Here is a 23,141-nt window from a genome sequence, read left to right on the forward strand (position 1 = left end):
TTAATGTGAGTTATCTGATTAGTGAAAGAAGAATTATCTTCTTCCTCCACCGCCACCGCCGCCAGATCTTCCGCCACCTCCGCCGCCACCGTATGATCCGCCGCCAGACGATCTCATGCTTCCGCCACTACTGTTCATTGAACGAGATGGGCTAGGAGAATATGATCTTGACGAGTTACTGTTGGTGTTGTTGTAACTTCTGTTTGTAGTTGTAGTGCCAGATCTTCTGTAATCATAATTGTTACTTTGACCTTGTGCAGTGCTTCTTCTATTTGTAAAATTTGGACTTGAATAATTTCTTCCGTTTACATTAGAACTTCTTCTGAAGTCAGAATAATCTGTACGTCTGTTAGTTGTATAGCTGTTTCTGTTTGTGGTGTAGTTTCCTCTGCCAGCATAATTTCTGCCAGTACTATTATACGAGCTTCTTGTAGAATATCCTCTTGATCCATAGTAAGCTGCAGATCCTCTTCTTCCGTAGTTGTAAGAGTAGTTGTTGTATCCGTAACCATAGCCAGGGTAATAACCTGGATAACCCCAACCAGGATAGTATCCCGGGTAGCCCCATCCGTAATAAGGATAACCCCATCCATATCCATATCCGTACCCATAATATGGGTATCCCCATCCGAATCCGATTCCCCATGACCACATTGGGTCAGAATAAACAGTTACTGATACGTCTGAATTAGCGCTTCCCCAAGCTGGATAAGCGGTAGCAGAAGTAGCAGAAGCTGTCTGGGTGCTGTCATTTTCGGCGTAATTGCCATAGCTGTCTACGTCTGTAAAAATTTCAGTTGGCTGACCGTCATTTTGTAACGATTTAAAGTAGTCTTTATATTGATTATTAACATTTGAGGTGTTATTATGGGTATACGTTCTTTGTGAACTACCATATACTCCATCATTGTCTTGATAGGATGAATTTTGGTAAGAACCACACGACGCAACCAGAAAACTCAGTAATCCAATTAAGTAAAAATAACTTGAGTTTTGGCGGAGAGTAGTAGAAGTTTTCATATCTGTGGTGTTTTTTATTGTTGCACATTACAAAAATAGTTAGTTTTGTCAAACTATTTAGTTAAAATTATTAAAACAAAATTTGTGCCAAACTATTCAATATGAGTAAGAACCTCACTACAAGATCAGAAGATTATTCGAAATGGTATAACGAACTGGTTGTTAAAGCAGATTTAGCCGAAAATTCAGGAGTTAGAGGATGTATGGTTATTAAACCGTACGGATATGCCATTTGGGAAAAAATGCAGGCGGAGTTAGATCGAATGTTCAAAGAGACAGGACATCAAAATGCATATTTTCCTTTATTCGTGCCGAAAAGCATGTTTGAAGCGGAAGAGAAAAATGCAGAAGGATTTGCAAAAGAGTGTGCAATTGTAACGCATTATAGATTAAAGAATGATCCGGATAAACCCGGAAAATTAATGGTTGATCCAAATGCTAAATTAGAGGAAGAACTTATTGTTCGTCCGACTAGTGAGGCGATCATTTGGTCTACATATAAAGGATGGGTGCAATCTTATAGAGATTTGCCTTTATTGATTAATCAATGGGCTAATGTTGTTCGTTGGGAAATGCGTACGCGTTTGTTTTTAAGAACTGCAGAATTTTTGTGGCAGGAAGGGCATACTGCGCATGCTACAAAAGCAGAAGCTATAGAGGAATCTGAAAAAATGATGAATGTTTATGCTGATTTTGTGGAGAACTTCATGGCAATTCCGGTTGTAAAAGGTATAAAAACTGAAACAGAACGTTTTGCCGGTGCAGATGAAACCTATTGTATCGAAGCTTTGATGCAGGATGGAAAAGCACTACAAGCTGGTACTTCTCATTTTTTAGGACAAAATTTCGCAAAAGCTTTTGATGTGAAGTTTGCGAATGCTGAAGGTAAGCAAGAGCATGTTTGGGGGACTTCATGGGGGGTTTCAACTCGTTTAATGGGAGCTTTGGTTATGACTCACTCTGATGATCAGGGATTGGTATTGCCTCCGAATTTAGCGCCTATACAAGTTGTAATTGTTCCTATATATAAGACAGATGAGCAATTAGCTGAAATTACAATTGCTGTTAATGATTTAACTGCGAAGTTAAAAAAGTTGAAGATCTCTGTTAAATATGATGACAGAACTACTCAAAAACCAGGATTCAAGTTTGCTGAATGGGAATTGAAGGGTGTGCCTGTTAGAATCGCGGTTGGTCCAAAAGATTTAGAAAATGGAACTTTTGAGGTTGCGAGACGAGATACATTGACAAAAGAGGTTGTTTCTGCTGAAGGAATTGTTACTTATGTAAATGATCTGTTAGAACAGATTCAGGCTGATTTATTTAATAAAGCATTGGACTATCGTAATACACATATTACGGAAGTAAATAGTTTTGAGGAATTTAAGGAAATTTTAGATGGTAAAGCAGGGTTTGTATCGGCTCATTGGGATGGTACGGCTGCTACTGAAGAGAAAATAAAAGACTTAACAAAAGCAACAATTCGTTGTATTCCTTTGGATAGTGTAGAGGAGGCGGGAACCTGTGTGTTTACTGGGAATCCATCTACAAAAAGAGTGTTATTTGCGAAGGCATATTAAAAAATTTTAATTTTTTTTGCATCAGGTATTGTACATCTTAAAAATAGTTGTATTTTTGCATCCGCATTAGAGAAGCAGGCCCGTTCGTCTATCGGTTAGGACGCATGGTTTTCATCCATGTAAGAGCGGTTCGATTCCGCTACGGGCTACTACTTTTATTGCGAAATTGTTCTTAAAATACTGAGAATTAAAATGGCCCGTTCGTCTATCGGTTAGGACGCATGGTTTTCATCCATGTAAGAGCGGTTCGATTCCGCTACGGGCTACAATAATACCTCTATATTAAATATAGAAAAACTTAGAACGATAATGGTCCGTTCGTCTAGGGGTTAGGACTCCAGGCTTTCGTCCTGGTAACAGGGGTTCGATTCCCTTACGGACTACTAAATTAGTTGTGAATAAGTTTTGTAAAATAAAAGTTGGTGTCTCGATTTTTATTTTATTAGTTAAAACCAAAGTGATTGTTTTGCAATTATGGGAGGTTTTTCTTTTTTAACTAGTATTTATAATAATTATTACATCTAAAATTAAAAAAAAATGGCAAATCATAAGTCAGCATTAAAAAGAATCAGAAGTAACGAAAAAAGAAGAGTTCTTAACAGATACCAACATAAAACTACTCGTAATGCTATTAAAGCATTAAGATTAGCTACTGAAAAATCTGATGCAGCTTCTAAATTATCAACTGTAATCTCTATGATTGATAAATTAGCTAAAAAGAACATCATTCATGATAATAAAGCTTCTAATTTGAAGTCTAAGTTAACAAAACATGTTGCTAAATTGTAATTAAATACAATTTCCTAAATATATAAAAAGTCCTCTTTTAGAGGACTTTTTTTGTTTTTTAAAGAGAGGAAATTCCAAAATATAAATTCCAAATTCCAATGCTAATCTTACGCAACAAGATTAGCATTGGAATTTGGAATTTATTTATTCTTTGAGATTAAAAAAAAATATAACACATCTGTATTTCCTGACTACTGTCTAAATATTGGAATTTGGAATTCTAAATGTCAATCTTCTTTTTGAGATATTCCAACATGGGCTGGGTAATTGGTTTTGAAAGGAAATCAATAATTATTGGATATTTTTTTGCTTTCGCTAAGTCTTCAGGATCAATTGTGGAAGATAAGACAATGACACTTGCGGCGGTATTAAACTCATTGTAATCTTCAGATGTAAAGTGATCCAGGAATTCCCAGCCACCCATCACAGGCATGTTTAAGTCTAAAAAAATAAGTTCAGGTTTTTTGTTTGCCTTGTTTTTATTGTTGGTGTATTTTAGGGTATTGAAGTGGAGTAGCGCTTCTTCGCCGTTTTGAGCCGTAATAATTTCATTCGAAAACTCCGATTTTGAAATTACTTTTTTGCATAGCATTAATGTGATTGGATCGTCATCAATGCATAAGATTTGCTCAAGCATGATAATTAATTTTTAAATGTTATTATAAATGTGGTTCCTTTGTTGACTTCGCTATCGATGCTAATTGTTCCGCCCATGGTTTCGACCTGCGATTTTACCAGATACAATCCTAATCCTTTACTATCGGGATAATTATGGAATCTTTGATAAAGACCAAAAATCTTGTCACGGTTTCTTTCAAGATCTATGCCAATTCCGTTGTCCTTAAAAGTTAATATGGCCTGGTGGTCTATTTGCTCAGCCATTATTGATATTTTTAATTTCCGATTTTCAGATTTGTATTTAATGGAATTCGTTAGTAAGTTGAGTAAAATGCTTTCTATATAGGCTTTGTTTGTATTTAGTAAAGGTACTCTGTCGAATTTAAGTTTGATGATTGGTTTGTGTAATTCTATTTGAAATGATAATTGACTAAATACGTTTTCGAATACTTCTTTTAGTGAAACCTCTTCTTTTTGCATTGAAGGATTGTCTTTAATAATGATGACTTTTACGAGATCATTGATGGTTTCGTTCAGAAGGTGTGTCGACTTTGTAAATCCTGCGATGATTTCCTCAAGTTCCAGATTATCGACAGGGATATCTTCTATAAGATTTAAAAGTCCAATTAAATTGGATAGAGGGGCTCTAAGATTGTGTGATGTGATGTATGAAAACTGTTTTAAATCCTTGTTGTTTTGGGTTAGTTCGCGAATTAGGTGTTCTTTTTCTGTTTCTAGTTTTTTCTCATCTGTAATGTCTCTTTGTATTGATATCCAGTGCGAAATCACGCCTTCATTGTTGAAAATTGGAATCATTGAAAAACGAACCCAGTATTCTTCTTTTTGTTTAGTGTAGCTGATAGTTTCGATTAAACATTCTTCTTCATTTTTAATAGCTCTTAAAAGTTTTTTTAACTCCTCAGAGTCGGATTTTGGTCCTTTGAAAATGTTTGGAGATTTTCCTATAATTTCGTTGGAATGATATCCTGACATTTCAGAAAATGCAGGGTTTACGTATACTATTTTTGGAATTCTATGGCTCACAGAATTGGCTTCTGTTATTAAAATAGAGTCTTTAGATTGTGTAATTACGGTTTCTAAAAGTTTTAATCGCTGTTCTTCCTCTTTTTGTTTCGTAATATCCTGAATAGCTCCAATCATTCTGATGGCTCTTCCTTTTTCGTCTTTAAGTAAAAACCCCCGGTCTAATACGTATTTATAGGTTCCGTTAGCACATCTGAAACGGTATTGATCCTGCCATTTCTCTGTTTTTTGCTCAATGAACGAATATAATTTAATTGACATTCTAATGCTGTCTTCAGGATGAATTTTGTCAAACCACCATTTTGAAGTTGTACCTACATCTTCTTGGTTGTAACCAAACACGTTTTCTATTCCTTTATTCCAGCTAATACTATCTTCCTGGATTTTCCAGTCCCAAATTGTGTCACTTGTCGCTTTGGCGACAATATCATATTTTTCGTTCGATTCTTTAATTTCTTCGTTTGTCTGTTTTAATTTTTCAAAAACAGATTTGTTTCTGACTTCATTTTTAGAAAGTATATATTTGAAGACCAGTCCTGTGGTTAAAATGAAAAAAAAATCTTTTATAAGAAATAAATTGTAGTTTTCTGTGGATGAAAAGTAATTAGTGAGTAATTTATGACAAATTATGGTCATAAATAACGAAATAATAATATAAATTAGAGTAATTTGGAGAGTTTTACTTTTCATTACTCAAATATAGTTAAATTAACTATAATTCAGCAATTATTGAATGTCAATTTGACACTTAAATTTACATTGATTCGTGAACTAATTACTTGGATATACGCAAACTATCAAAGAAACGTTTTTTATATCAAAATAAAGTGTACCTTTGCACCCATTAAAAATCACAGATGGAATCTATTAGAAACATTGCAATTATTGCCCACGTCGATCACGGTAAAACCACTTTGGTTGATAAAATTATGTATCACTGTCAATTATTTCGTGACAACGAAAATACAGGTGATTTAATTCTTGATAATAACGATTTAGAGCGTGAGAGAGGTATTACTATTACTTCTAAAAACGTATCAGTTCAATATAAAGGAACAAAAATCAATATTATTGACACTCCAGGCCACGCCGATTTTGGAGGTGAAGTAGAACGTGTATTGAACATGGCCGATGGTGTATGTTTGCTAGTGGATGCTTTTGAAGGTCCAATGCCACAAACTCGTTTTGTATTACAAAAAGCTATTGACTTAGGTCTTAAGCCATGTGTAGTTATCAATAAAGTAGATAAAGAAAACTGTACTCCTGAAGAAGTTCATGAAAAAGTTTTTGACTTAATGTTTGAATTAGGTGCTACTGAAGAGCAATTAGATTTTCCAACTGTTTATGGTTCTGCTAAAAACAACTGGATGTCTGATGATTGGAGAAACCAAACTGACAACATCGAGCCTTTATTGGATATGGTTATCAAAAATGTACCTGCTCCTAAAGTATCAGAAGGAACTCCTCAAATGTTGATTACATCTTTAGATTTCTCTGCTTTTACAGGTCGTATCGCTATTGGTCGTCTTGAGAGAGGTGTATTGAATGAAGGTATGCCAATTTCTTTGGTAAAAAGAGATGGTAAAATTATAAAATCACGTATTAAGGAATTACATACTTTTGAAGGTTTAGGCCGTAAAAAAGTACAACAAGTAATCGCTGGTGATATTTGTGCAATTATTGGAGTTGAAGGTTTTGAAATTGGAGATACTATCGCTGATTCTGAAAACCCTGAAGCTTTACAAACAATTGCTATCGATGAGCCTACAATGAGTATGTTGTTTACAATCAACGACTCACCTTTCTTTGGAAAAGAAGGTAAATTTGTAACTTCTCGTCATATTAGAGAAAGATTGACAAAAGAATTAGAGAAAAACTTAGCTATGAAGTTAGGTGAAACTGATTCTGCTGATAAATTCATGGTTTTTGGTCGTGGAGTACTTCACTTATCTGTTCTTATTGAAACAATGAGAAGAGAAGGTTATGAGTTGCAAATCGGTCAGCCACAAGTTATCATCAAAGAAATTGATGGTAAAAAATGTGAGCCAATTGAGGAATTGACAATCGACTTACCAGAAAACCTTTCAGGTAGAGCAGTTGAATTCGTTACAATGCGTAAAGGAGAAATGCTTTCTATGGAAACTAAAGGGGAACGTATGATTGTAAAATTTAATATTCCATCACGTGGAATTATTGGATTGCGTAACCAATTGCTTACTGCAACAGCTGGTGAGGCTATTATGGCACACCGTTTTATTGGATATGAGCCTTATAAAGGAGAAATTGCCGGACGTAACAAAGGTTCATTGATTTCTATGGAAAAAGGAAAAGCCATTCCTTATTCTATTGATAAATTGCAAGATCGTGGTAAGTTTTTTGTTGAACCAAATGCCGAAATTTACGAAGGTCAGGTAATTGGAGAAAACTCTCGTGCTGATGATATGTGTGTAAACGTAACTAAGGAGAAAAAACAGTCTAACGTACGTTCTTCTGGAAATGATGAAAAAGCCAGAATTATTCCTCCAATTATTTTCTCTCTTGAAGAAGCTTTAGAATACATTCAAAAAGATGAATATGTAGAGGTTACACCAAAATCTATTCGTTTGAGAAAAATCTATTTAACAGAAACTGATAGAAAAAGATTTAAAATCTAAGGATTTAAAATTCAATAAAAAAAGTCCCAAATTCCTTACGGAGTTTGGGATTTTTTTGTTTTCGGAAGTGGTGTATAAAATATTCCGAAGCTTCAGGATTTTAATTTATTCTAGTTATCTCTTCAAACTAAAATGGCCTTTTATGATCCTGCCATCAGAAAAGATTAAATTAAACCAATAATCATCTGCTGGTAATTGTTGTCCATTAAATAAGCCTGTCCATCCGCTGCTGGTTTGATTCATTTGTTTTACTAATTTTCCATAACGATCAAAAATTGAAATCGTATAATCCGGAAGCTGATCCAGATTTTTAACGTACCATAAATCATTGTAACTATCTCCGTTTGGTGTAAAGAATCTAGGATAATCCAGAACAATTACCAGATAAGAATTAGAAAGTCCACAGCCATTTTTATCTCTTGCAATTGCATTATAGATTCCCGGATTTACATCATTAAATAAAGGCTCGCCCTGAAAGTTTATACCATCTAATGAGAATTCATAGTTTCCAACACCCGTATATTCAATTAAAACTGAATTTTCATTGGCAGCAAAATCCTTTATAGTCACTCCTGTTATGGTTCCAGGCTCTGATGGAAGTATTTTATATTTTTTTGTTTTTTTACAACCATTAGGGTTGGTTACAGTTACTGTATAATCGCCAATTGCATCTACTAAAATGGAGTTTGAAGTACTACCGGTGTTCCATAAATAACTGCTGAAACCGGTCGCAACGCTTAAGGTAATTTCATCTCCAATGCATAGATATTGAATTTCATCTTCAAAATTTGCAGGATTAAAAGTGTTTACAACAAGCGTAATCGAAACAATATCATAACAGTCAGGTCCGTTAATGACTCTTGCGTAAATTGTCTGACTGAAAGCGGTTGTATTTTTAAATGTATTTGGTAAAGGATTTGCTTCTGTTAATGCATCATTCGGATTTAAAAAATAATTAACGGTCAATCCGTTAGGTAAACCTGAAATGATCTGTGGAGTTACTTCTGTACTAAGATCAAATTGATACAGGCCATCCTGATTTTCATCACCATCACAAATCGCGATAGGATTCTGATTTGCAATGTTGTTGTTTGAAATCTGCAAGGTCACTTCAGCGATTTTAAAACAGCCATATTTATTTTCAATTCTGGCAAAAACAACCTGATTTGTTGTCTTGTTGGTATATTTTTCAGGTGTTAAAATAGGATTTGTCTTTGCCTCAGCATTGGCTAATGTTTCATAGAATCCCTGATTGATATTTTCGGTAGTATTGTTTTTTACAATATTATTGATTTTAGTCAGATTAAAAATCGAGACTCCATCTGTGTCGTCATCACATTGATAAATAGAAGTATTCGTTGTTACTATTTCTGATGCAAATTCAATTTTTATTTCTCCGGTTAGTACACAAGCTGAAGGTGTTAAAGTAACTTCTACTTTATAAGTTCCTGATTCGGTTGGATTATAAGAGGGTTGGTTTGCTGAATTGAGAACAACGCCATCTTTATACCATTTATAAGAATAGGTCGCTGACAAATTTGTATTTAAAGTTTTTGGAGTACCATAACAAACCGGATTATTAGTCAGGGATGTTTGGTCCGGTCCAAAATCAATTTTAGAAGCAAAACTGCCGGCTTCTAAAAAAACTGCCGAGTCATAATATCTATTTTTATCGTCAGCAATAACTAATTTTATATGGTATTTTTTTCCTGCAACCACATTGGTCTGGGCATTCATTACGATAGTTTGACCGGCGTAGTTTATTGGACTCCTATTGTTGTTTAAACCATTAAAATAGTTTTCATTTATGGCTGGGCATCCATCATATCGATCTCCGTTAATGGCTACACTTGGTGGAATAGTTGGATGTACAATTGTTGACGAAACTGGTGTCGTTGTATTCGGTAATACTGCTAGATTCTTATAGGGATCATTTGTTCCCGCTTCCTTAATTAAAAATGCAAATCCATCTGAATATACACAAGGATAAAAAAATTGATATTCGTTAGAAGCAAAAATATAATTAAAACTTAAAAAATCAGTGAGGGGAACATAGTCAAATTCTAGTACTGTTGCATTTATAGAATTAACTCGTAAAGCCTGATCTAAATCGGTATCACCCAGCCACTCAGGACTTCCTTCGCCCAAATAACTAGAATAAGGGCCAACGGCATTTTTACTTGTAGAGGTTGTTAAAACAACGCCTTCCGCAAAAGGAAATTTACTTGTACCGGCATTAAAATAAGCAAAACTATTTTGTGAGGGTGTAAAATTATCTCCTTTTCCGGAAGCATTGGTAATGGAAACGCACGAACTGTTTACTAAAACATCTTCAACAAGTTGTTGCGGTGTTTTTTGATCGTTTATATTGATATATTGCGCATTTACCTTACCAGATAAACAACAAATAAAAACAGCAACCAAAAAGCATTTAATATAATTCATAGTAACAAATATACTATAAATCCCTATTTTTTAATAATTTGTATGAGAAGTAAATAAATAAAAATGTCCAGACCAGAACGATAAAAATTGACAGATAATGCACACCATAATCTTTTGTGTTTTCAACTCCCATTTGGGTACCGATACTTCTAATTACTGATAATCTTGTAAACGGTTCAATAATTAAATTTGACATTGCTTCTAATGGGAAAAACTTCATTATAGTATATCCTGCTGTGCTTTCAGGGAAAAGTTTAAAAACTAAAAGAGCTTTTGCGATTCCTTCGAAAATACTCCATACTAATAAGAAGCCTAAGGCAAAAGCAGAACGTTTTACTAATATTCCTAAAAATAAACAGAAAGAAAAGAAACCGGTCAATTTTACAAAAAAGGCTAAAAGATAATCCAGATCCATAAAAATGACATCAAATTCGTTATAAGATGAAAAGCATAATCCGAGAATTAAACTCATCACAAAAACAAAAATAGTCGAACACAATGCAAAAAGCACCACCGTTAAAAACTTAGACAAAATGAATTCTTTTTTACTTAAGCCGTCAATCAAATTTTGTTTTAATGTACCATAACTGTATTCGTTAGCCATCATAGAAACAATGACAATAGCTAAGAAAAATTTCAGCCAGGCTGCTACATAAGTATTAAAATGCCAGATAAATGGGAAATTGAAAATTCCCATTTCAGCTAAATGAAATTTAAAAACGCCTAAGTCAAACTTTATAGAGGCAATTAAAGCGATAAAGGAAAGTAAAACAAAATAGGTTAAAGTAAGAACACGACTGGCTTTGTTTTTCCAGATTTTTTGTAATTCTATAGATAAAAGTCTTTTCATGGTTTAGTTTTTTTGGATGGTAGCGTTTTTGGTTAATTCTAAAAATTGTGCTTCTAAACTATTTTTACGTTTTACTAAATGACTCAAGGTAATATTTTTAGAAAACAAAAACTGATTAAGTTCTGAAGCTGATAATTCTGATTTTAAATACACCAAAATTTTTCCATCTTCATCTGTAATTCTGTCTATAGCCGGATGTTCCTGCAAAGCCGTTTTTAAAAGTAAATTATCATTGGCCTGAACTTCAAAGAAACCTTCATTCGCTGACATCCCGTCAACTGAACCTGAATATAAAATTTCGCCTTTTCTTAAAACAATTACATGCGAACACACTTTTTCGACTTCATCGAGTAAATGCGAAGCCAATAAAATAGTCGTTCCCTGCGAAGCGATTTTTTTAATAATATCTCGAATTTGGTGAATCCCCTGCGGATCTAAACCATTTGTTGGTTCATCTAAAATTAAAATTTCTGGATCGTTTAAAAGGGCCGAGGCAATCGCTAAACGTTGTTTCATCCCTAAAGAGAATGTACTAAACTTACTGTCTTTTCTTTCGGTTAAACCAACTAAATCAAGCTTTTCATTGATCTTAGCATAATTGATACTTTTTATTTTGCAAACCAGTTTCAGATTTTCTTCCGCTGTCATATAGGGGTAAAAGTTGGGTCTTTCTATAATAGCACCCACTTTTTTTAAAGCTTCATGTGTTTGCATTTGACCGTTAAACCAACGGTAATCGCCCGAAGTTCTATTTACAACACTAAGTACAATTCCCAAAGTAGTCGATTTTCCGCTTCCGTTTGGGCCTAAAATACCGTAAACACGGCCTTTCTGTATTTCAAAAGATACATTTTTTAAGGCCTGAATTCGGCCGTATCTTTTACTAAGATTTTCAATGGTAAGAATGGTTTCCAAATTTATTTCGGTTTTAGTTTTTAGTATGACGATCCAACTTGTATATTGTTACGCTAAATTTATTTATATCATGCGATTGATGTAAATTTGTACTAAAGATATTCAAAAATGAGCGAACCTTTAATGGTTTTAAAAAAACCGTCTTATCCTTTAACGCCATCTCTTTTAAGTTATTTAGAGCGCTACGAACGTATCTCGAAAGTATCAGTGTTCTATGATGATTTGTTGCGATTTGCAGGTTCTGTAAATGTCTACGATAAAAATGAAACGGATACTTTATGGATTCGTGTTTATTACAGTGAATTTGAAAGAAATGAAATTGACTTAAATCTGAAAAAAATCTATTCGCTTTTACATTCTGATGGAAATAGCGAGATTATTCAGTTTCTAAATATCGATGCGATTGACTATTGTACTTTCGGAAATTCAAAACCTTTTAGAATCAAAGTCAGAAATATTCTGAATGATAATTATGTTCATTTTTACATTAAAAAAGCTGATGCTTCCAGAATTTACGGATTAGAATTAGAAGATATTCTTTCGCCCGATAAAATCAATTTCTTAGTTTTTAAAGACACTTTAATTGAAGAACATATTATCGGAATTCCGGGTGATGTTTTTATGGATACTTTATTGGATAGTTGTACTGAAATGGAAAAATCCCAAATTGCAAAAGAATTTGTAAAGTTCAACGAGCGCTGTATGATCAGGCTTTTGGGAGATATGCGTGCGTACAATTATGTAATTGTCCCGATTCACGATTTTGATCAGGTGGTTTATAAAATTCGTCCGATTGATTTTGATCAGCAATGTTATGAAGGGAATTTCAAGGTCTATCGCCCGCAATTTTTTAAGGAGAATTATCCGATGATAAAACTTATTAAAGAGAAATTAGAAGATCGTTCGATTATTCAATATAAAGATGAAGAAAGAGCGATTCTGGCAAAACGCATTCATTCTGCCGAAAACCGAATTAAAAAACTATTGAATATTATGTGTCACGATACCATTTCGACAGAAGAACATCTGAATCAACTAAAAATGGAATTGTACCGTTATACCAATGATATGAAATTTAAAAATGCCAAATCGATGGGGCATATTATGTTCGCGGCATTTGAATTTATTACCCGTAACTTTAAAAATACAAATTTAATCTAGTTTTTTTGCCACAGATTAAAAGGATTTTATTTAAATCCAACTTTGAGAAAATCATTTCAATCCTTTTAATCTGTAGCAAACAATAAAAAAATAATCTTATGAAAAAGTCTTTGTTAATTGTAACTTCTCTCGTTTTATTGGCTTGCCAGCAACAATCAGATAATGATTTGAAAGAGCTTTATTCACTTCCGAAAAAGTTAAAAGAAGTTTCGGGAATTACATATTTTCCTGAAAAAAAAATAATTTATACTTTAGAAGATAGTGGGAATAAAAATGCTATTTATGCTATAAATTCTGAAGGAAAATTAGATAAAATAATCACAATTACAAATGCAAAAAATGTAGATTGGGAAGATATTACTAAAGATAAAAAAGGGAATATTTACATTGGAGATTTTGGAAATAATGACAATGAACGAAAAGATCTTTGTATCTATAAAGTAAATAAAAATCAGCTCAATAAAGATCAGGCTTCCGCCGAGTATAAAGTTTCATTTTCGTATCCGGAACAAACAGAATTTCCTCCAAAGAAAAAAGAAATGTTTTATGATGTTGAAGGCTTCTTTGAACACGGAAACTATTTTTATCTCTTTACAAAAAACAGAAGTAAAGGCTTTGACGGAACTGCTTTTATTTATAAGATTCCAAATAAGCCAGGAACTCAAAAAGCAACTAAAATTGGTGAATTTAAAACCTGCAGTAACTACAATCATTGCGTATTGACAAGTGCAACAATTAGTCCTGATGGTAAAAAAGTAGTCTTGTTAAGCCACGACAAAATTGTTTTATTCAAAGGTTTTAAAGGAGATTTATTCCATAAAGGAACTCAAACGGAAATAAAACTAAATCACTTTTCTCAAAAAGAAGCTATAGTTTTCAAAGACAACAATACCCTACTAATAGCTGACGAAAAAACAAATAAAGTAGGAGGAAATGTCTACGAATTCAAGTTAAAGTAAAAAAGTTTGCCACGACCCGAGTGCTAGCGAACTGGCGAAGCAATTTTAAGAATTTCCACGAATAATTTAATTAGCGACAATTTGTGAAATTTGTGGCAAAAAGCCTTTGAATCTTTCCTAAAAACTATATGCGGCTCCAAAAATAACACGTCCTTTTTCGTCAGGAGACTGAAAATAAGAGATTCTGGCAGTAATTACATTAATAGCATTCAACCAAAGTCCGCCTCCATAATCCTGGTGCCATTTTTTAGAATCTTCGCCATCAAGCCAAATTCTTCCGTAGTCAAAACCACCTAAAATTCCATAAGTCAAAGGAGCAACAGTTCGTTGAATTTTTCCAATACTAAATCTCAAATCAGAACTTTGAGAGAAATACGAATTTCCTAAAAAACGTTCGTTTCTATAACCACGTAAATCAGTATCTCCACCTAAAGCTGCACCATGGTAAAAGTCAAAATTATTATTTAATACGGCTTTCCCTTTTATAAGTGTCGCTAAAACCAGCTTTCCGTTAGGATCAATTTTATGGGTAAAACCTAAAATACTTTCCAGTGTTGGAAAATTTTGCTTCGTATCATTTAAATTGGTTTGCCAGGTTGCTGATGCCATAAAAGCGATTCCTAAAGTTGGTTTAGATACAAAATCGGCATTTTTAAAAAGATATTTTACTTTTAAACCTCCGTAATTCTGACTGTCAAAAACAATTGGGTTTACTATATTAGGAATATCAATATATCTGTCTTCTGTTTCTTCAACTGTCATTCTCTGGAAAATAGGTTGTACACTAAACTCACTTCCATATCGGCCAACGTGTCTGATTGCACCGGATACATTAAACTTTCGTATACGCACACGATTATAATCTAATCCTAACTGATCATCGTTATTTTGAGTCTCATTTCCGAAACCGAAATAATTCATCGCAAAATTTGGTGTTGTATATAAAGATTCAACATCAATAACCCACTTACCTAATAAACCTGGAAAATGAGCTGCATAATTAAACTCTAAACCGCCAGTAGCAAAGTAATAAAAGGCATTAAAAACATGTCTTTGCGTATACGGATTTTGCTTAAAATTATTTACAGTATAATTGATGTTAACCCCAACTTTTACACCATCATCAGGATTGTAACCAATATTAGGAAGACCTGAAATCACGTTGTATTTCGGTTTTTCGTAATTGTATAAGTTGACATCATAATCATCTGTCAACTCGGTTTTGGTCCTTGAATCCAGATTATAAGTGTTTTCTTTTGATTTGAAATCGTAAACAATGACTTTTCTTCCGTTTTCAATGTTATATGTATCATTATTTTGGCCTCCAATCAAACGGATTTTAATATCAGATTTTTGTTCTCCTGTCACCTGAAAAACGTCGGTATCATCTAATCCATAAATCCATAGATTCTTAGTTCTGGCGTCATTTACTGTTTTGGTATAAATCAATTCATCGCCTTCTTTTTTCATTCTGAAAACCTGAATTTCAATGCTTTTTCTTGCATTATGATTTAAAATAAATTTGTCTTTTTTGTCAGTTCCGGCAATCATTACCGTTTTATCAAGCACATCTGAATATTCTAAGGCATATTTTTGAAGCTCTTTTTTTCTGTTTTTTAATTTTCGTTTAATGTCTTCAATTGTTCCATCCTGAACTTCTTTAGGCAAATTTTTAAACGCATTATCTATATCGCTGTCAGATAAATGTTCCTGAATATACTTAGCCTGTTCAATCCAGTCTTTTTCTTCAGCAGTTTTTAAGAAAGCCAAATCTAACGGATAAGGTTCTCTATTAAGCCATTTTACATTATCAATTTTATTTTTAAAAGTCCTCATATGGCGAATAGCCGGAACGTTCATTAAGATAGAAAGTAAAGTTCCGTCATATTTAGGGAAAGCCTGATCACGATCGCGCGGAATAGGGGTATAGACTACTTTGTCGCCAATTTTATGTTCTGCCCAACGCCATTGATCACTGTGTCTGTCCCAATCTCCAATAAGCATATCAAACAAACGAACCCTGATATATTCTTTTTGATCAACCGAATATTTTTCGTCTTTATGAAGATTAGCCATCATGTCGTCAGTGCTAATAATATTAGTAGGTTTCCCGAAGTTTTTTCCATCAAGATGATTGTCTGCAGGTCTCTCTTCAACCATATACAATTGATCTCCAAAATTCGAATTAAACTCTTTCAGCCCATTTTGTTTCGGAATATAATATAAAACCGGATTGGTATGCAAAAGCCCTAATTTATCTGATAAACTTGCTATAGCAAAAGGAGTGTATGGATGCGTAGTGGTATAAAAATCTAATAGAAAATCTTCGGCATAGGTTTGTTCAAAATCATTTACAACATATTGATCTTTAAACGCAACCGACTGTAAAAATACCGTAGCGCTTTTTTTCATAGCACGCATTACATATTCTCTTCCTTTTGGATCTGACATTCTTAAAGAAACAGATTGATGTCCTCCTCCTTCGCGAATAGGTTTTAAACCGCCCATTAAAGTATCTAAAGTAGCTGTTCTGGCTTCGATTGGCATACTGTAATACTTTCTGTAATGTTGCCCGAATAAGAATTTATGAAAGAGACTCTTATTTGTCATCTTAGTTGAATAAATAGAAGTCGTAACTGTTGGCGGAAACTTATTGTCTACCGTTGCAGCCCAGTTTATTTCTTTTGCTTTAATGATCTCACGCTCAAAAAGCATTTTTTCGTGATTGTTTTCATTTCCAAAGAAAGTCACTTTTGCATCACCGCTTTTAAATAAAGTTAGTGTTGCATAACCATTGCCACCATACGAAAAATCATTTGGATTGATGGCTCTTGCTGCTTCAGATTTAGATCCGGCGCCGCTAATAATCTGTGTGATGTTTTCCTTGTTTATATATTGCAAATTGTGATCATGTCCGGAAACTACAATAACATTTTTCTGGCCTTGCAATAAGGTTTTAATTCGCTTGGCATAAATCGTATATTGTTTGTTTTGAAGATCCTGCGGACTTACTCCTGAAGTTTTTCGAAGCAGATTGATGAAAGAACCAACTACAGGTAGTGGGATTTTTTTCTCTAAAGGAAACAACTGTTTTTCCCATGAATATTGTCCTCCATGAGATCCGTTGCTTAATAACGGATGATGAATAGCCAGAACAACTGTTTTTTCCTGATTTTTATTTAGAATATTTTCCAGTTCATCAAAAAAAGCTTCGCGTGTTTTAATATCACAATTGTCGTTTATTGTTGGATGGTTGTCCCAATCCTCCAGGAACCATTCACTGTCAACGGTAATTAAGGTGGTAGTGCTATCAATTTTCACATCTTCAATAGGACAGCTTTTTCGAGGAAGAAATGCTTTTTTGTCATTAAGATATTTGGTAACAAAATCAGCCTGATTTTCTAAACCTTTTATGCCACTATACCAATCATGGTTTCCCGGAATTACAATCGTTTTTCCTTTAAATCCTTTGGTTAATTTTAGTTGATTAGTAAGTTTAGTTTCGGCTAAAGCCTTTTCTGAATCATTTTTATCAGCAGGAAAACCTTTCGGATATATATTATCTCCTAAAAATACCAAAGTCGATTTTTTATTGGCTTTTTTTAATTTTTGATGTAATAATTCTAATGTTTGTTGTGCTTGTTCTTCATCTGCATTTCCGGCATCACCTACTAAAAATAGGGTATGGGCAATTTTTATGGTATCTGTTGCGTTCTCCGTTTCGTTAGCACTCACATTTTTGCCATACTGAACTTTATGTGTCGCACAGGAATTTAGTAAAAGCAGTAAGGTTATTACAAAAGAATACGTTTTAATCTTCGTAATAAAATGGTTATACAAAAACAATTTCATAATTTAGTGGTATAAAAAAATTCTCTATGAATCTAATAGAACAATCCGAAGATTTCGTCAGTAATTTACTCAAAGATAAACTTTCTAATTTATATTCTTACCATAATTTTAACCATACTTTAACTGTAGTAAATGCTGTAAAAGAGCTTTGTAAAAAAGAAGATGTAAGTGGTGGTGATAAAGAAGCACTTTTGTTGGCAGCATGGTTTCATGATACAGGTTATATTGAAGGCTATGAAAATCATGAAAAAGAAAGCGTAAAAATTGCGACAGCTTTTTTGAAAGAGAAAGGTCAGTCGGATGAATTGATTGCAAAGGTTTCTAATTTGATTTTGACGACTTCAAAAGAATATGTTCCTAAAACACATTTAGAGAAAATTATTAAGGATGCAGATTATGCCCATTTGATGGGAACAGAATATGTAACGACCGGCGAATTATTGCGTTTGGAAATGAAAAATACCGGATTAGCAGTTTTTTCAAATGCCGAATGGACGAAAGAAAATTTGAATTTTTTATTGAATAAACATCGCTTTTATACCGATTATGCTTTAAAGAAATGGCAACCTCTAAAAGAGAAAAATCTGATTCTTGTTCAAAAAAAGATAGACAAACAAGAATTGAAAGCCGCCACAGCAATTGAAGAAGAAAATAAAAAGAAAGAGAAAGTAGAAAAACCAGATAGAGGTGTTGATACCTTATTTCGTGTAACTCTTGGTAATCATACGCGATTAAGCGGTATAGCAGATAGTAAAGCCAATATTTTATTGTCTGTGAATGCCATTATTATTTCGATTGCGCTTTCGTCGATTATTCCAAAATTAGACAGTCCTAAAAATGCTCATTTGGTGATTCCAACTTTTATTATGTTGATGTCAAGTGTAACCACAATTATTTTTGCGATTCTTTCGACACGCCCAAAAGTAACGACAGGCGTTTTTACCCGTGAAGATATTGAGGCCAAAAAGATTAATTTATTGTTTTTTGGAAATTTCTACAAAATGCCCTTAGCAGAATATGACTGGGCAATGAACGAAATGATGAAAGACCGCGATTATCTTTATTCAACAATGATCAAAGATTTGTATTATCTCGGATTGGTTTTACAGCGAAAATATAATTTATTACGAATTGCGTACAATATTTTCATGGTTGGAATAATCGTAACGGTAATTGCGTTCGTAATTGCTTTTAAAGGAGTGGGAGCGTAAAATAAGCTCAACTAATTTAGTTGAGCTCATCTAATAAATCCTGATACGTAATTTTTTTTGCTGTTGGGTTTGCAGTGTTATTAATCACTTTTACTCGAATTGCTCTTAGTCCCGAAACGCCTTGAAGATCTTCAACTTCAAATTGTTCTATAGCAGGTTCCAAAACTTTTTTGTGCTGTAAGTATTTGATATACTTCAAATACTCCGTTTCTTCGTTATTTTGAGAATAAACGATTGTGATTTTTTCTTTCTCTGTAATTCGGTCTTTTGTGCCTTTGATATTTGCTTTATCAATTCGTTTTTTTACGACTTCATATCTTGCATTATAAGTTCCGTCAACATCAAAACGTTTTTCATCCATTCTGAAACGAATTGAAAGTGGCGCGCTAAAAACTAAAATCAAAGAAGTTACATCCAATTCGTACGGAAGCGACTCTTTAAGCTGATGATGTTCTAATTCCATTTCGCATAAAGTTTGCAATTGCCACAAACGCAAGTTGTGCAAATACATAATATCGAAAGGTTTTGTTGGTACAATTGATGCTCCAATATACAAATTATGCTCAACGCCATCCGTTTTAAAACGCTCGTAATAATGTGGATAAATTTGTTGTGCTTCAATTTGTTTTCTGTCTAAAACAGAAGCTAATTTTTTGTTGATAATAGACATTGCATTATCAAATTTCTTTCTTTCCTGATAAAACAAGCCCGTTTTTTCATCCAGGTTTTCAAAGTATAATTCTTCTAATTTCTCGTTTTTGGCGTTACCCTTTGTATTTTTTAAAATCGGATGAATTTCTTCTTCAATATACCTCTGTATATGCTGTTCTGTATCGGCTTTTAACGGAAAATCCAATTCGTCGCGAAGCGATTCCAACTCAAATTTTCTTTGTTCTAAAAGAACCAGATTGGAATTTGGTTTTTGGTTGTCAAAAATTTCCAAAAGCGTATTAAGCTGACTTTTTAAATCTCTTTTTACAGTTTCATTTCGATGTTCTGATGAACCTTTAATGTCAATTTGACCATACAACGGATATACATTTTTAAAGACGATTTCTTTAAAAATATAATCTTTTGTAGGATTGTTGTTTTGGAAGTAATTCTGAGATTCTTTTCTGAATTTCCAATAAACACTGGGGTGAATTGTAGTGTATTCACGCTGAATGATCGCTTCAATCTGGTGTTGCATATCTGTATTATAGCGATCTATCGTATCTGTTAAATACGGTAAAACTAATTCTAGTTTCTTAGCATTAACGGTATTTAGCGCTCTTGAATTTGAAGAAACCAATTCTAAAACACCCAATAAATGATCGTCTTTAATGACTGGCGCAAAAATACAACTCTGAATATCCTGACTTAATAAATGCTCACCCAATTTTTTATTCTGAGATTCTTCTATGAATTTGTTCACGTTTGAAATAACAAAAGGTTCTTTATTATTTAATAAATTTTCAAATGAACATCCAAAAAAAGCATTTTTGCAATCTATTTCCTGATCGTGCGAAAGTAAAAAACTCTGTAACTGACTTTCTAATTTTGCAGGTTTGACAAATTTTTCTTCTTCGGTATTATATATAATGAAACCTACTCTAAGATCGTGAATTTTAAAAATTGATCTAAAAATAGTGGCTACAATTTCATCAGTAGTAACAGATTTTGAATTTGGTTTCAGTAAATTACTTTTCAAATTTGATATGGCACTTTCTGTCGTGGCATCAAATAAGGATACTATTCCGAATCCTTTTAAGATCCAGCTTCCTTGTGGAAACTTAGATTTCCAAAGTTCAATATCATCGTAGTTATCAATTAATGTATCAATATCATCCTGAGTTAAGGGAACTGCGTTTTCTGTTGGAGTAATTTCCATAAAATCCGCATTGTACAAGATTCTATAATGTTTTTCGATTCCATCTTCATCCGGAATATCATAGAAAAATGGTTTATTAAAATCGATACGCTGTTTGTAATAACTACTCAGAATTAAGCAACAGTTATTAATGTAAAACTGATGATCATCAAAATCGCGAATTTCCATGTAAAATTCATCCCCGGCATTACGCAGGATTTTTTTGAAACGCTCTGTATAATTGAAAGAAATATTTTGAAATGGAATTGTAACCGCTTTGATTTCATTTTGAGTTAAAGCCGTCGGAAACAAATCAGATAAAATGTATTTGATTAAAGCTTCATTATTCTTAATTATGGAATAATCCTCAATTCCTGTCCTTAATTCGGGAATTGATTCAATTTGTTGTAGTATAGCCTTAGCATAGTTTGCACGATAATCGATATTCGAGGAAGCTATTTCTTCAAAAGATTCAATTAGCTTGTGAAAAGAAATGATAGTTTTAAAAGGACTTTCGTTATGTAAATGATTATCCATCTTTTTTGTTTTTAGGCTACAAAATTAAGCATAAATTAAGAATGTTTTACAATTTATAATTTCTTTCGTTTATGGTTCCATAGACAGAAGCCTTGTTTTTATTGGTATTTTTTAAGGCCCTAATTATTTTAACTAATTATTAACAATAATAATAACGGAACGATCGTTCCGTTATTGTATCTTTGTGCCATAATAATTGAATAATCAATAACTTAAAAACAAATAAAAATGAAAAATTTAGAAAACAAAGTTGCAATAGTAACTGGAGGAAACAGCGGAATTGGATATGCAGCAGCAGCTGAGTTAGCAGCAAAAGGGGCAAAAGTAATTATTACAGGAAGAAACAAAGAAGCTTTGGTAAAAGCTGAACAAGAATTAAATGTTACCGGAATTGTATCAGATCAATCTGATTTGAAATCAATCGATTCTTTAGTAGAACAAGTTGCTGCTCAATTTGGTAAAGTAGATATCCTATTTTTAAATGCGGGAATTGCTTCTTTTGCGCCAGTTGAGTCTGCTTCAGAAGAACATTACGACAGTATTATGAATGTAAATGTGAAAGGAGTTTATTTTACCGTTCAAAAAGTATTGCCAATATTGAATGATGGAGGTTCTATAATTTTTAACACTTCTATAAATGCTCATGTTGGTATGCCAAATTCAAGTGTATACGCATCAAGCAAAGCGGCAGTTTTATCTTTAAATAAAGTTTTTGCTACAGAATTAGCGCCAAGAAAAATCAGAGTAAACGCAGTTTCTCCTGGTCCCGTTGAAACTCCTCTTTATGGTAAATTAGGTTTAGAAAAAGCAGAAGTGGACGGATTTGGGGCTATTTTAGGAGAGAAAATTTTATTAAAACGTTTTGGACAAGCTTCAGAAATTGCAAAAACTATTGGATTTCTTGCTTCAGATGATGCTTCATTTATTACTGGAACTGAAATTGTTGTCGACGGTGGACTTACTGTGAATGCTGTAGTATAATTTTTTTTGCAGACATTCAGGAACGATTGTTCCGTATTTTTTATATCTTTGTAAAGTAATTTAATTTTGAAATCATGGCCAGAACAAAAGAATTTAATGAAGATCAGGCTTTAGACAAAGCAATTGAAATATTTTGGCACAAAGGATATAACGGAACTTCGGCCCAGGATTTAGTAACTTATTTAGGTTTAAGCCGCTCTAGTTTGTATGATACTTTTGGGGATAAGCAAAAACTCTTTGCCCGATCTTTGCAACGTTATCAAAAAAATGCACAGGATCAAATTGTAAAACTTTTTGAAGAATCTGCGAATATAAAAGAAACATTGCAGGATATCTTTAAACAAGCTGTTATAGAAAGCCTCGAAGATCGAATTACGAAGGGTTGTTTTATGGTAAACTCGTCTGTAGAACTTGCCATGCATGATGAAGAAATTGGAAAGATTGTGAAAAACAACAGCCGGATCATGGAAGAGGTTTTTACAAAGGCAGTTCAGAAAGGTCAAAATGCAGGACATATTTCTACGAAGACAGATGCCAGAACTTTAGCGCGATTTATCTTTAATAATTATTCAGGAATTCGTGTTTTGGCCAGAACAGGCGAAAGAGACAAACAAGTTTATGATGATATAGTAAAAGCAATGTTTTCTTTATTATAATATTAGAAAAGCATTCAAAT

16 protein-coding genes and 3 tRNA genes are annotated in these 23,141 nt (G+C 33.3%); 11 read left to right on the forward strand and 8 right to left on the reverse strand.

Going from position 1 to position 23,141, the window contains the following annotated elements; genetic code table 11:
- Window positions 1-33: 33 nt before the first annotated feature.
- Window positions 34-1,020, reverse strand: a complete 987-nt coding sequence (locus tag IHE43_RS08270; RefSeq protein ID WP_192187483.1) for a hypothetical protein — start codon at window positions 1,018-1,020, stop codon at window positions 34-36.
- A gap of 101 nt (window positions 1,021-1,121) precedes the next feature.
- Here IHE43_RS08270 and proS point away from each other — a divergent pair, with 101 nt between their 5' ends.
- The 5 genes from proS to rpsT all read left to right on the forward strand — a co-directional run bounded on the left by proS (window position 1,122) and on the right by rpsT (window position 3,389).
- Window positions 1,122-2,600 carry a proline--tRNA ligase gene (gene proS, locus IHE43_RS08275; protein WP_192187484.1) on the forward strand — a complete coding sequence of 493 codons (1,479 nt, stop codon included), beginning with the start codon at window positions 1,122-1,124 and terminating at the stop codon, window positions 2,598-2,600.
- Between the two features lie 77 nt (window positions 2,601-2,677).
- A tRNA-Glu gene (locus IHE43_RS08280) sits at window positions 2,678-2,749 on the forward strand.
- Window positions 2,750-2,794: 45 nt separating this feature from the next.
- Window positions 2,795-2,866: transfer RNA gene (locus IHE43_RS08285), tRNA-Glu, on the forward strand.
- A 45-nt stretch (window positions 2,867-2,911) separates the two neighbouring features.
- A tRNA-Glu gene (locus IHE43_RS08290) sits at window positions 2,912-2,983 on the forward strand.
- Between the two features lie 154 nt (window positions 2,984-3,137).
- The gene (gene rpsT, locus IHE43_RS08295) at window positions 3,138-3,389 is read left to right on the forward strand and encodes a 30S ribosomal protein S20 (RefSeq protein ID WP_007803459.1); all 252 of its coding nucleotides are present in this window, start codon (window positions 3,138-3,140) and stop codon (window positions 3,387-3,389) included.
- Window positions 3,390-3,609: 220 nt separating this feature from the next.
- Here rpsT and IHE43_RS08300 read toward each other — a convergent pair whose 3' ends face one another.
- Entirely contained in the window at window positions 3,610-4,026 is a 417-nt protein-coding gene (locus tag IHE43_RS08300; protein ID WP_192187485.1) for a response regulator, read from the reverse strand.
- Between the two features lie 5 nt (window positions 4,027-4,031).
- A complete protein-coding gene (locus IHE43_RS08305; protein WP_192187486.1) occupies window positions 4,032-5,741 on the reverse strand; it encodes a PAS domain-containing protein in 1,710 nt (569 codons plus the stop codon).
- Between the two features lie 167 nt (window positions 5,742-5,908).
- Between IHE43_RS08305 and typA the strand changes: the two genes are divergently transcribed.
- Window positions 5,909-7,705, forward strand: a complete 1,797-nt coding sequence (gene typA / locus IHE43_RS08310; RefSeq protein ID WP_192187487.1) for a translational GTPase TypA — start codon at window positions 5,909-5,911, stop codon at window positions 7,703-7,705.
- A 114-nt stretch (window positions 7,706-7,819) separates the two neighbouring features.
- On the opposite strand, the gene IHE43_RS08315 is transcribed toward typA, so the two are convergent.
- From IHE43_RS08315 to IHE43_RS08325, 3 genes are read right to left on the reverse strand one after another with little or no spacing between them, the layout of a single operon-like run.
- Complete coding sequence (locus IHE43_RS08315) at window positions 7,820-10,150, reverse strand: T9SS type B sorting domain-containing protein (RefSeq protein WP_192187488.1); 2,331 nt, start codon at window positions 10,148-10,150, stop codon at window positions 7,820-7,822.
- A gap of 13 nt (window positions 10,151-10,163) precedes the next feature.
- Window positions 10,164-11,000, reverse strand: coding sequence for an ABC transporter permease (locus tag IHE43_RS08320; protein ID WP_192187489.1), 837 nt, complete (start codon window positions 10,998-11,000; stop codon window positions 10,164-10,166).
- 3 nt (window positions 11,001-11,003) lie between these two features.
- The gene (locus tag IHE43_RS08325) at window positions 11,004-11,915 is read right to left on the reverse strand and encodes an ABC transporter ATP-binding protein (RefSeq protein ID WP_192187490.1); all 912 of its coding nucleotides are present in this window, start codon (window positions 11,913-11,915) and stop codon (window positions 11,004-11,006) included.
- Window positions 11,916-12,023: 108 nt separating this feature from the next.
- Here IHE43_RS08325 and IHE43_RS08330 point away from each other — a divergent pair, with 108 nt between their 5' ends.
- Complete coding sequence (locus tag IHE43_RS08330) at window positions 12,024-13,076, forward strand: hypothetical protein (protein ID WP_192187491.1); 1,053 nt, start codon at window positions 12,024-12,026, stop codon at window positions 13,074-13,076.
- 98 nt (window positions 13,077-13,174) lie between these two features.
- Window positions 13,175-14,035 (forward strand): hypothetical protein, encoded by an 861-nt coding sequence (locus tag IHE43_RS08335; protein ID WP_192187492.1) that lies wholly within the window; start codon window positions 13,175-13,177, stop codon window positions 14,033-14,035.
- A gap of 117 nt (window positions 14,036-14,152) precedes the next feature.
- Here the strand turns inward: IHE43_RS08335 and IHE43_RS08340 are convergent, their stop codons facing one another.
- On the reverse strand, window positions 14,153-17,887 hold the full coding sequence (locus IHE43_RS08340) for a metallophosphoesterase (RefSeq protein ID WP_192187493.1): 3,735 nt from the start codon (window positions 17,885-17,887) through the stop codon (window positions 14,153-14,155).
- Window positions 17,888-17,913: 26 nt separating this feature from the next.
- Here IHE43_RS08340 and IHE43_RS08345 point away from each other — a divergent pair, with 26 nt between their 5' ends.
- Window positions 17,914-19,098 carry a Pycsar system effector family protein gene (locus IHE43_RS08345; RefSeq protein ID WP_192187494.1) on the forward strand — a complete coding sequence of 395 codons (1,185 nt, stop codon included), beginning with the start codon at window positions 17,914-17,916 and terminating at the stop codon, window positions 19,096-19,098.
- A gap of 16 nt (window positions 19,099-19,114) precedes the next feature.
- Here IHE43_RS08345 and IHE43_RS08350 read toward each other — a convergent pair whose 3' ends face one another.
- The gene (locus IHE43_RS08350) at window positions 19,115-21,484 is read right to left on the reverse strand and encodes a GAF domain-containing protein (protein ID WP_192187495.1); all 2,370 of its coding nucleotides are present in this window, start codon (window positions 21,482-21,484) and stop codon (window positions 19,115-19,117) included.
- A gap of 228 nt (window positions 21,485-21,712) precedes the next feature.
- Between IHE43_RS08350 and IHE43_RS08355 the strand changes: the two genes are divergently transcribed.
- A complete protein-coding gene (locus IHE43_RS08355; RefSeq protein ID WP_192187496.1) occupies window positions 21,713-22,465 on the forward strand; it encodes a glucose 1-dehydrogenase in 753 nt (250 codons plus the stop codon).
- Window positions 22,466-22,539: 74 nt separating this feature from the next.
- Complete coding sequence (locus IHE43_RS08360; protein ID WP_192187497.1) at window positions 22,540-23,121, forward strand: TetR/AcrR family transcriptional regulator; 582 nt, start codon at window positions 22,540-22,542, stop codon at window positions 23,119-23,121.
- Window positions 23,122-23,141 lie beyond the last annotated feature (20 nt).

Origin of the sequence: Flavobacterium sp. MDT1-60 (assembly GCF_014844035.1) — a bacterium.
Lineage (GTDB): Bacteria > Bacteroidota > Bacteroidia > Flavobacteriales > Flavobacteriaceae > Flavobacterium.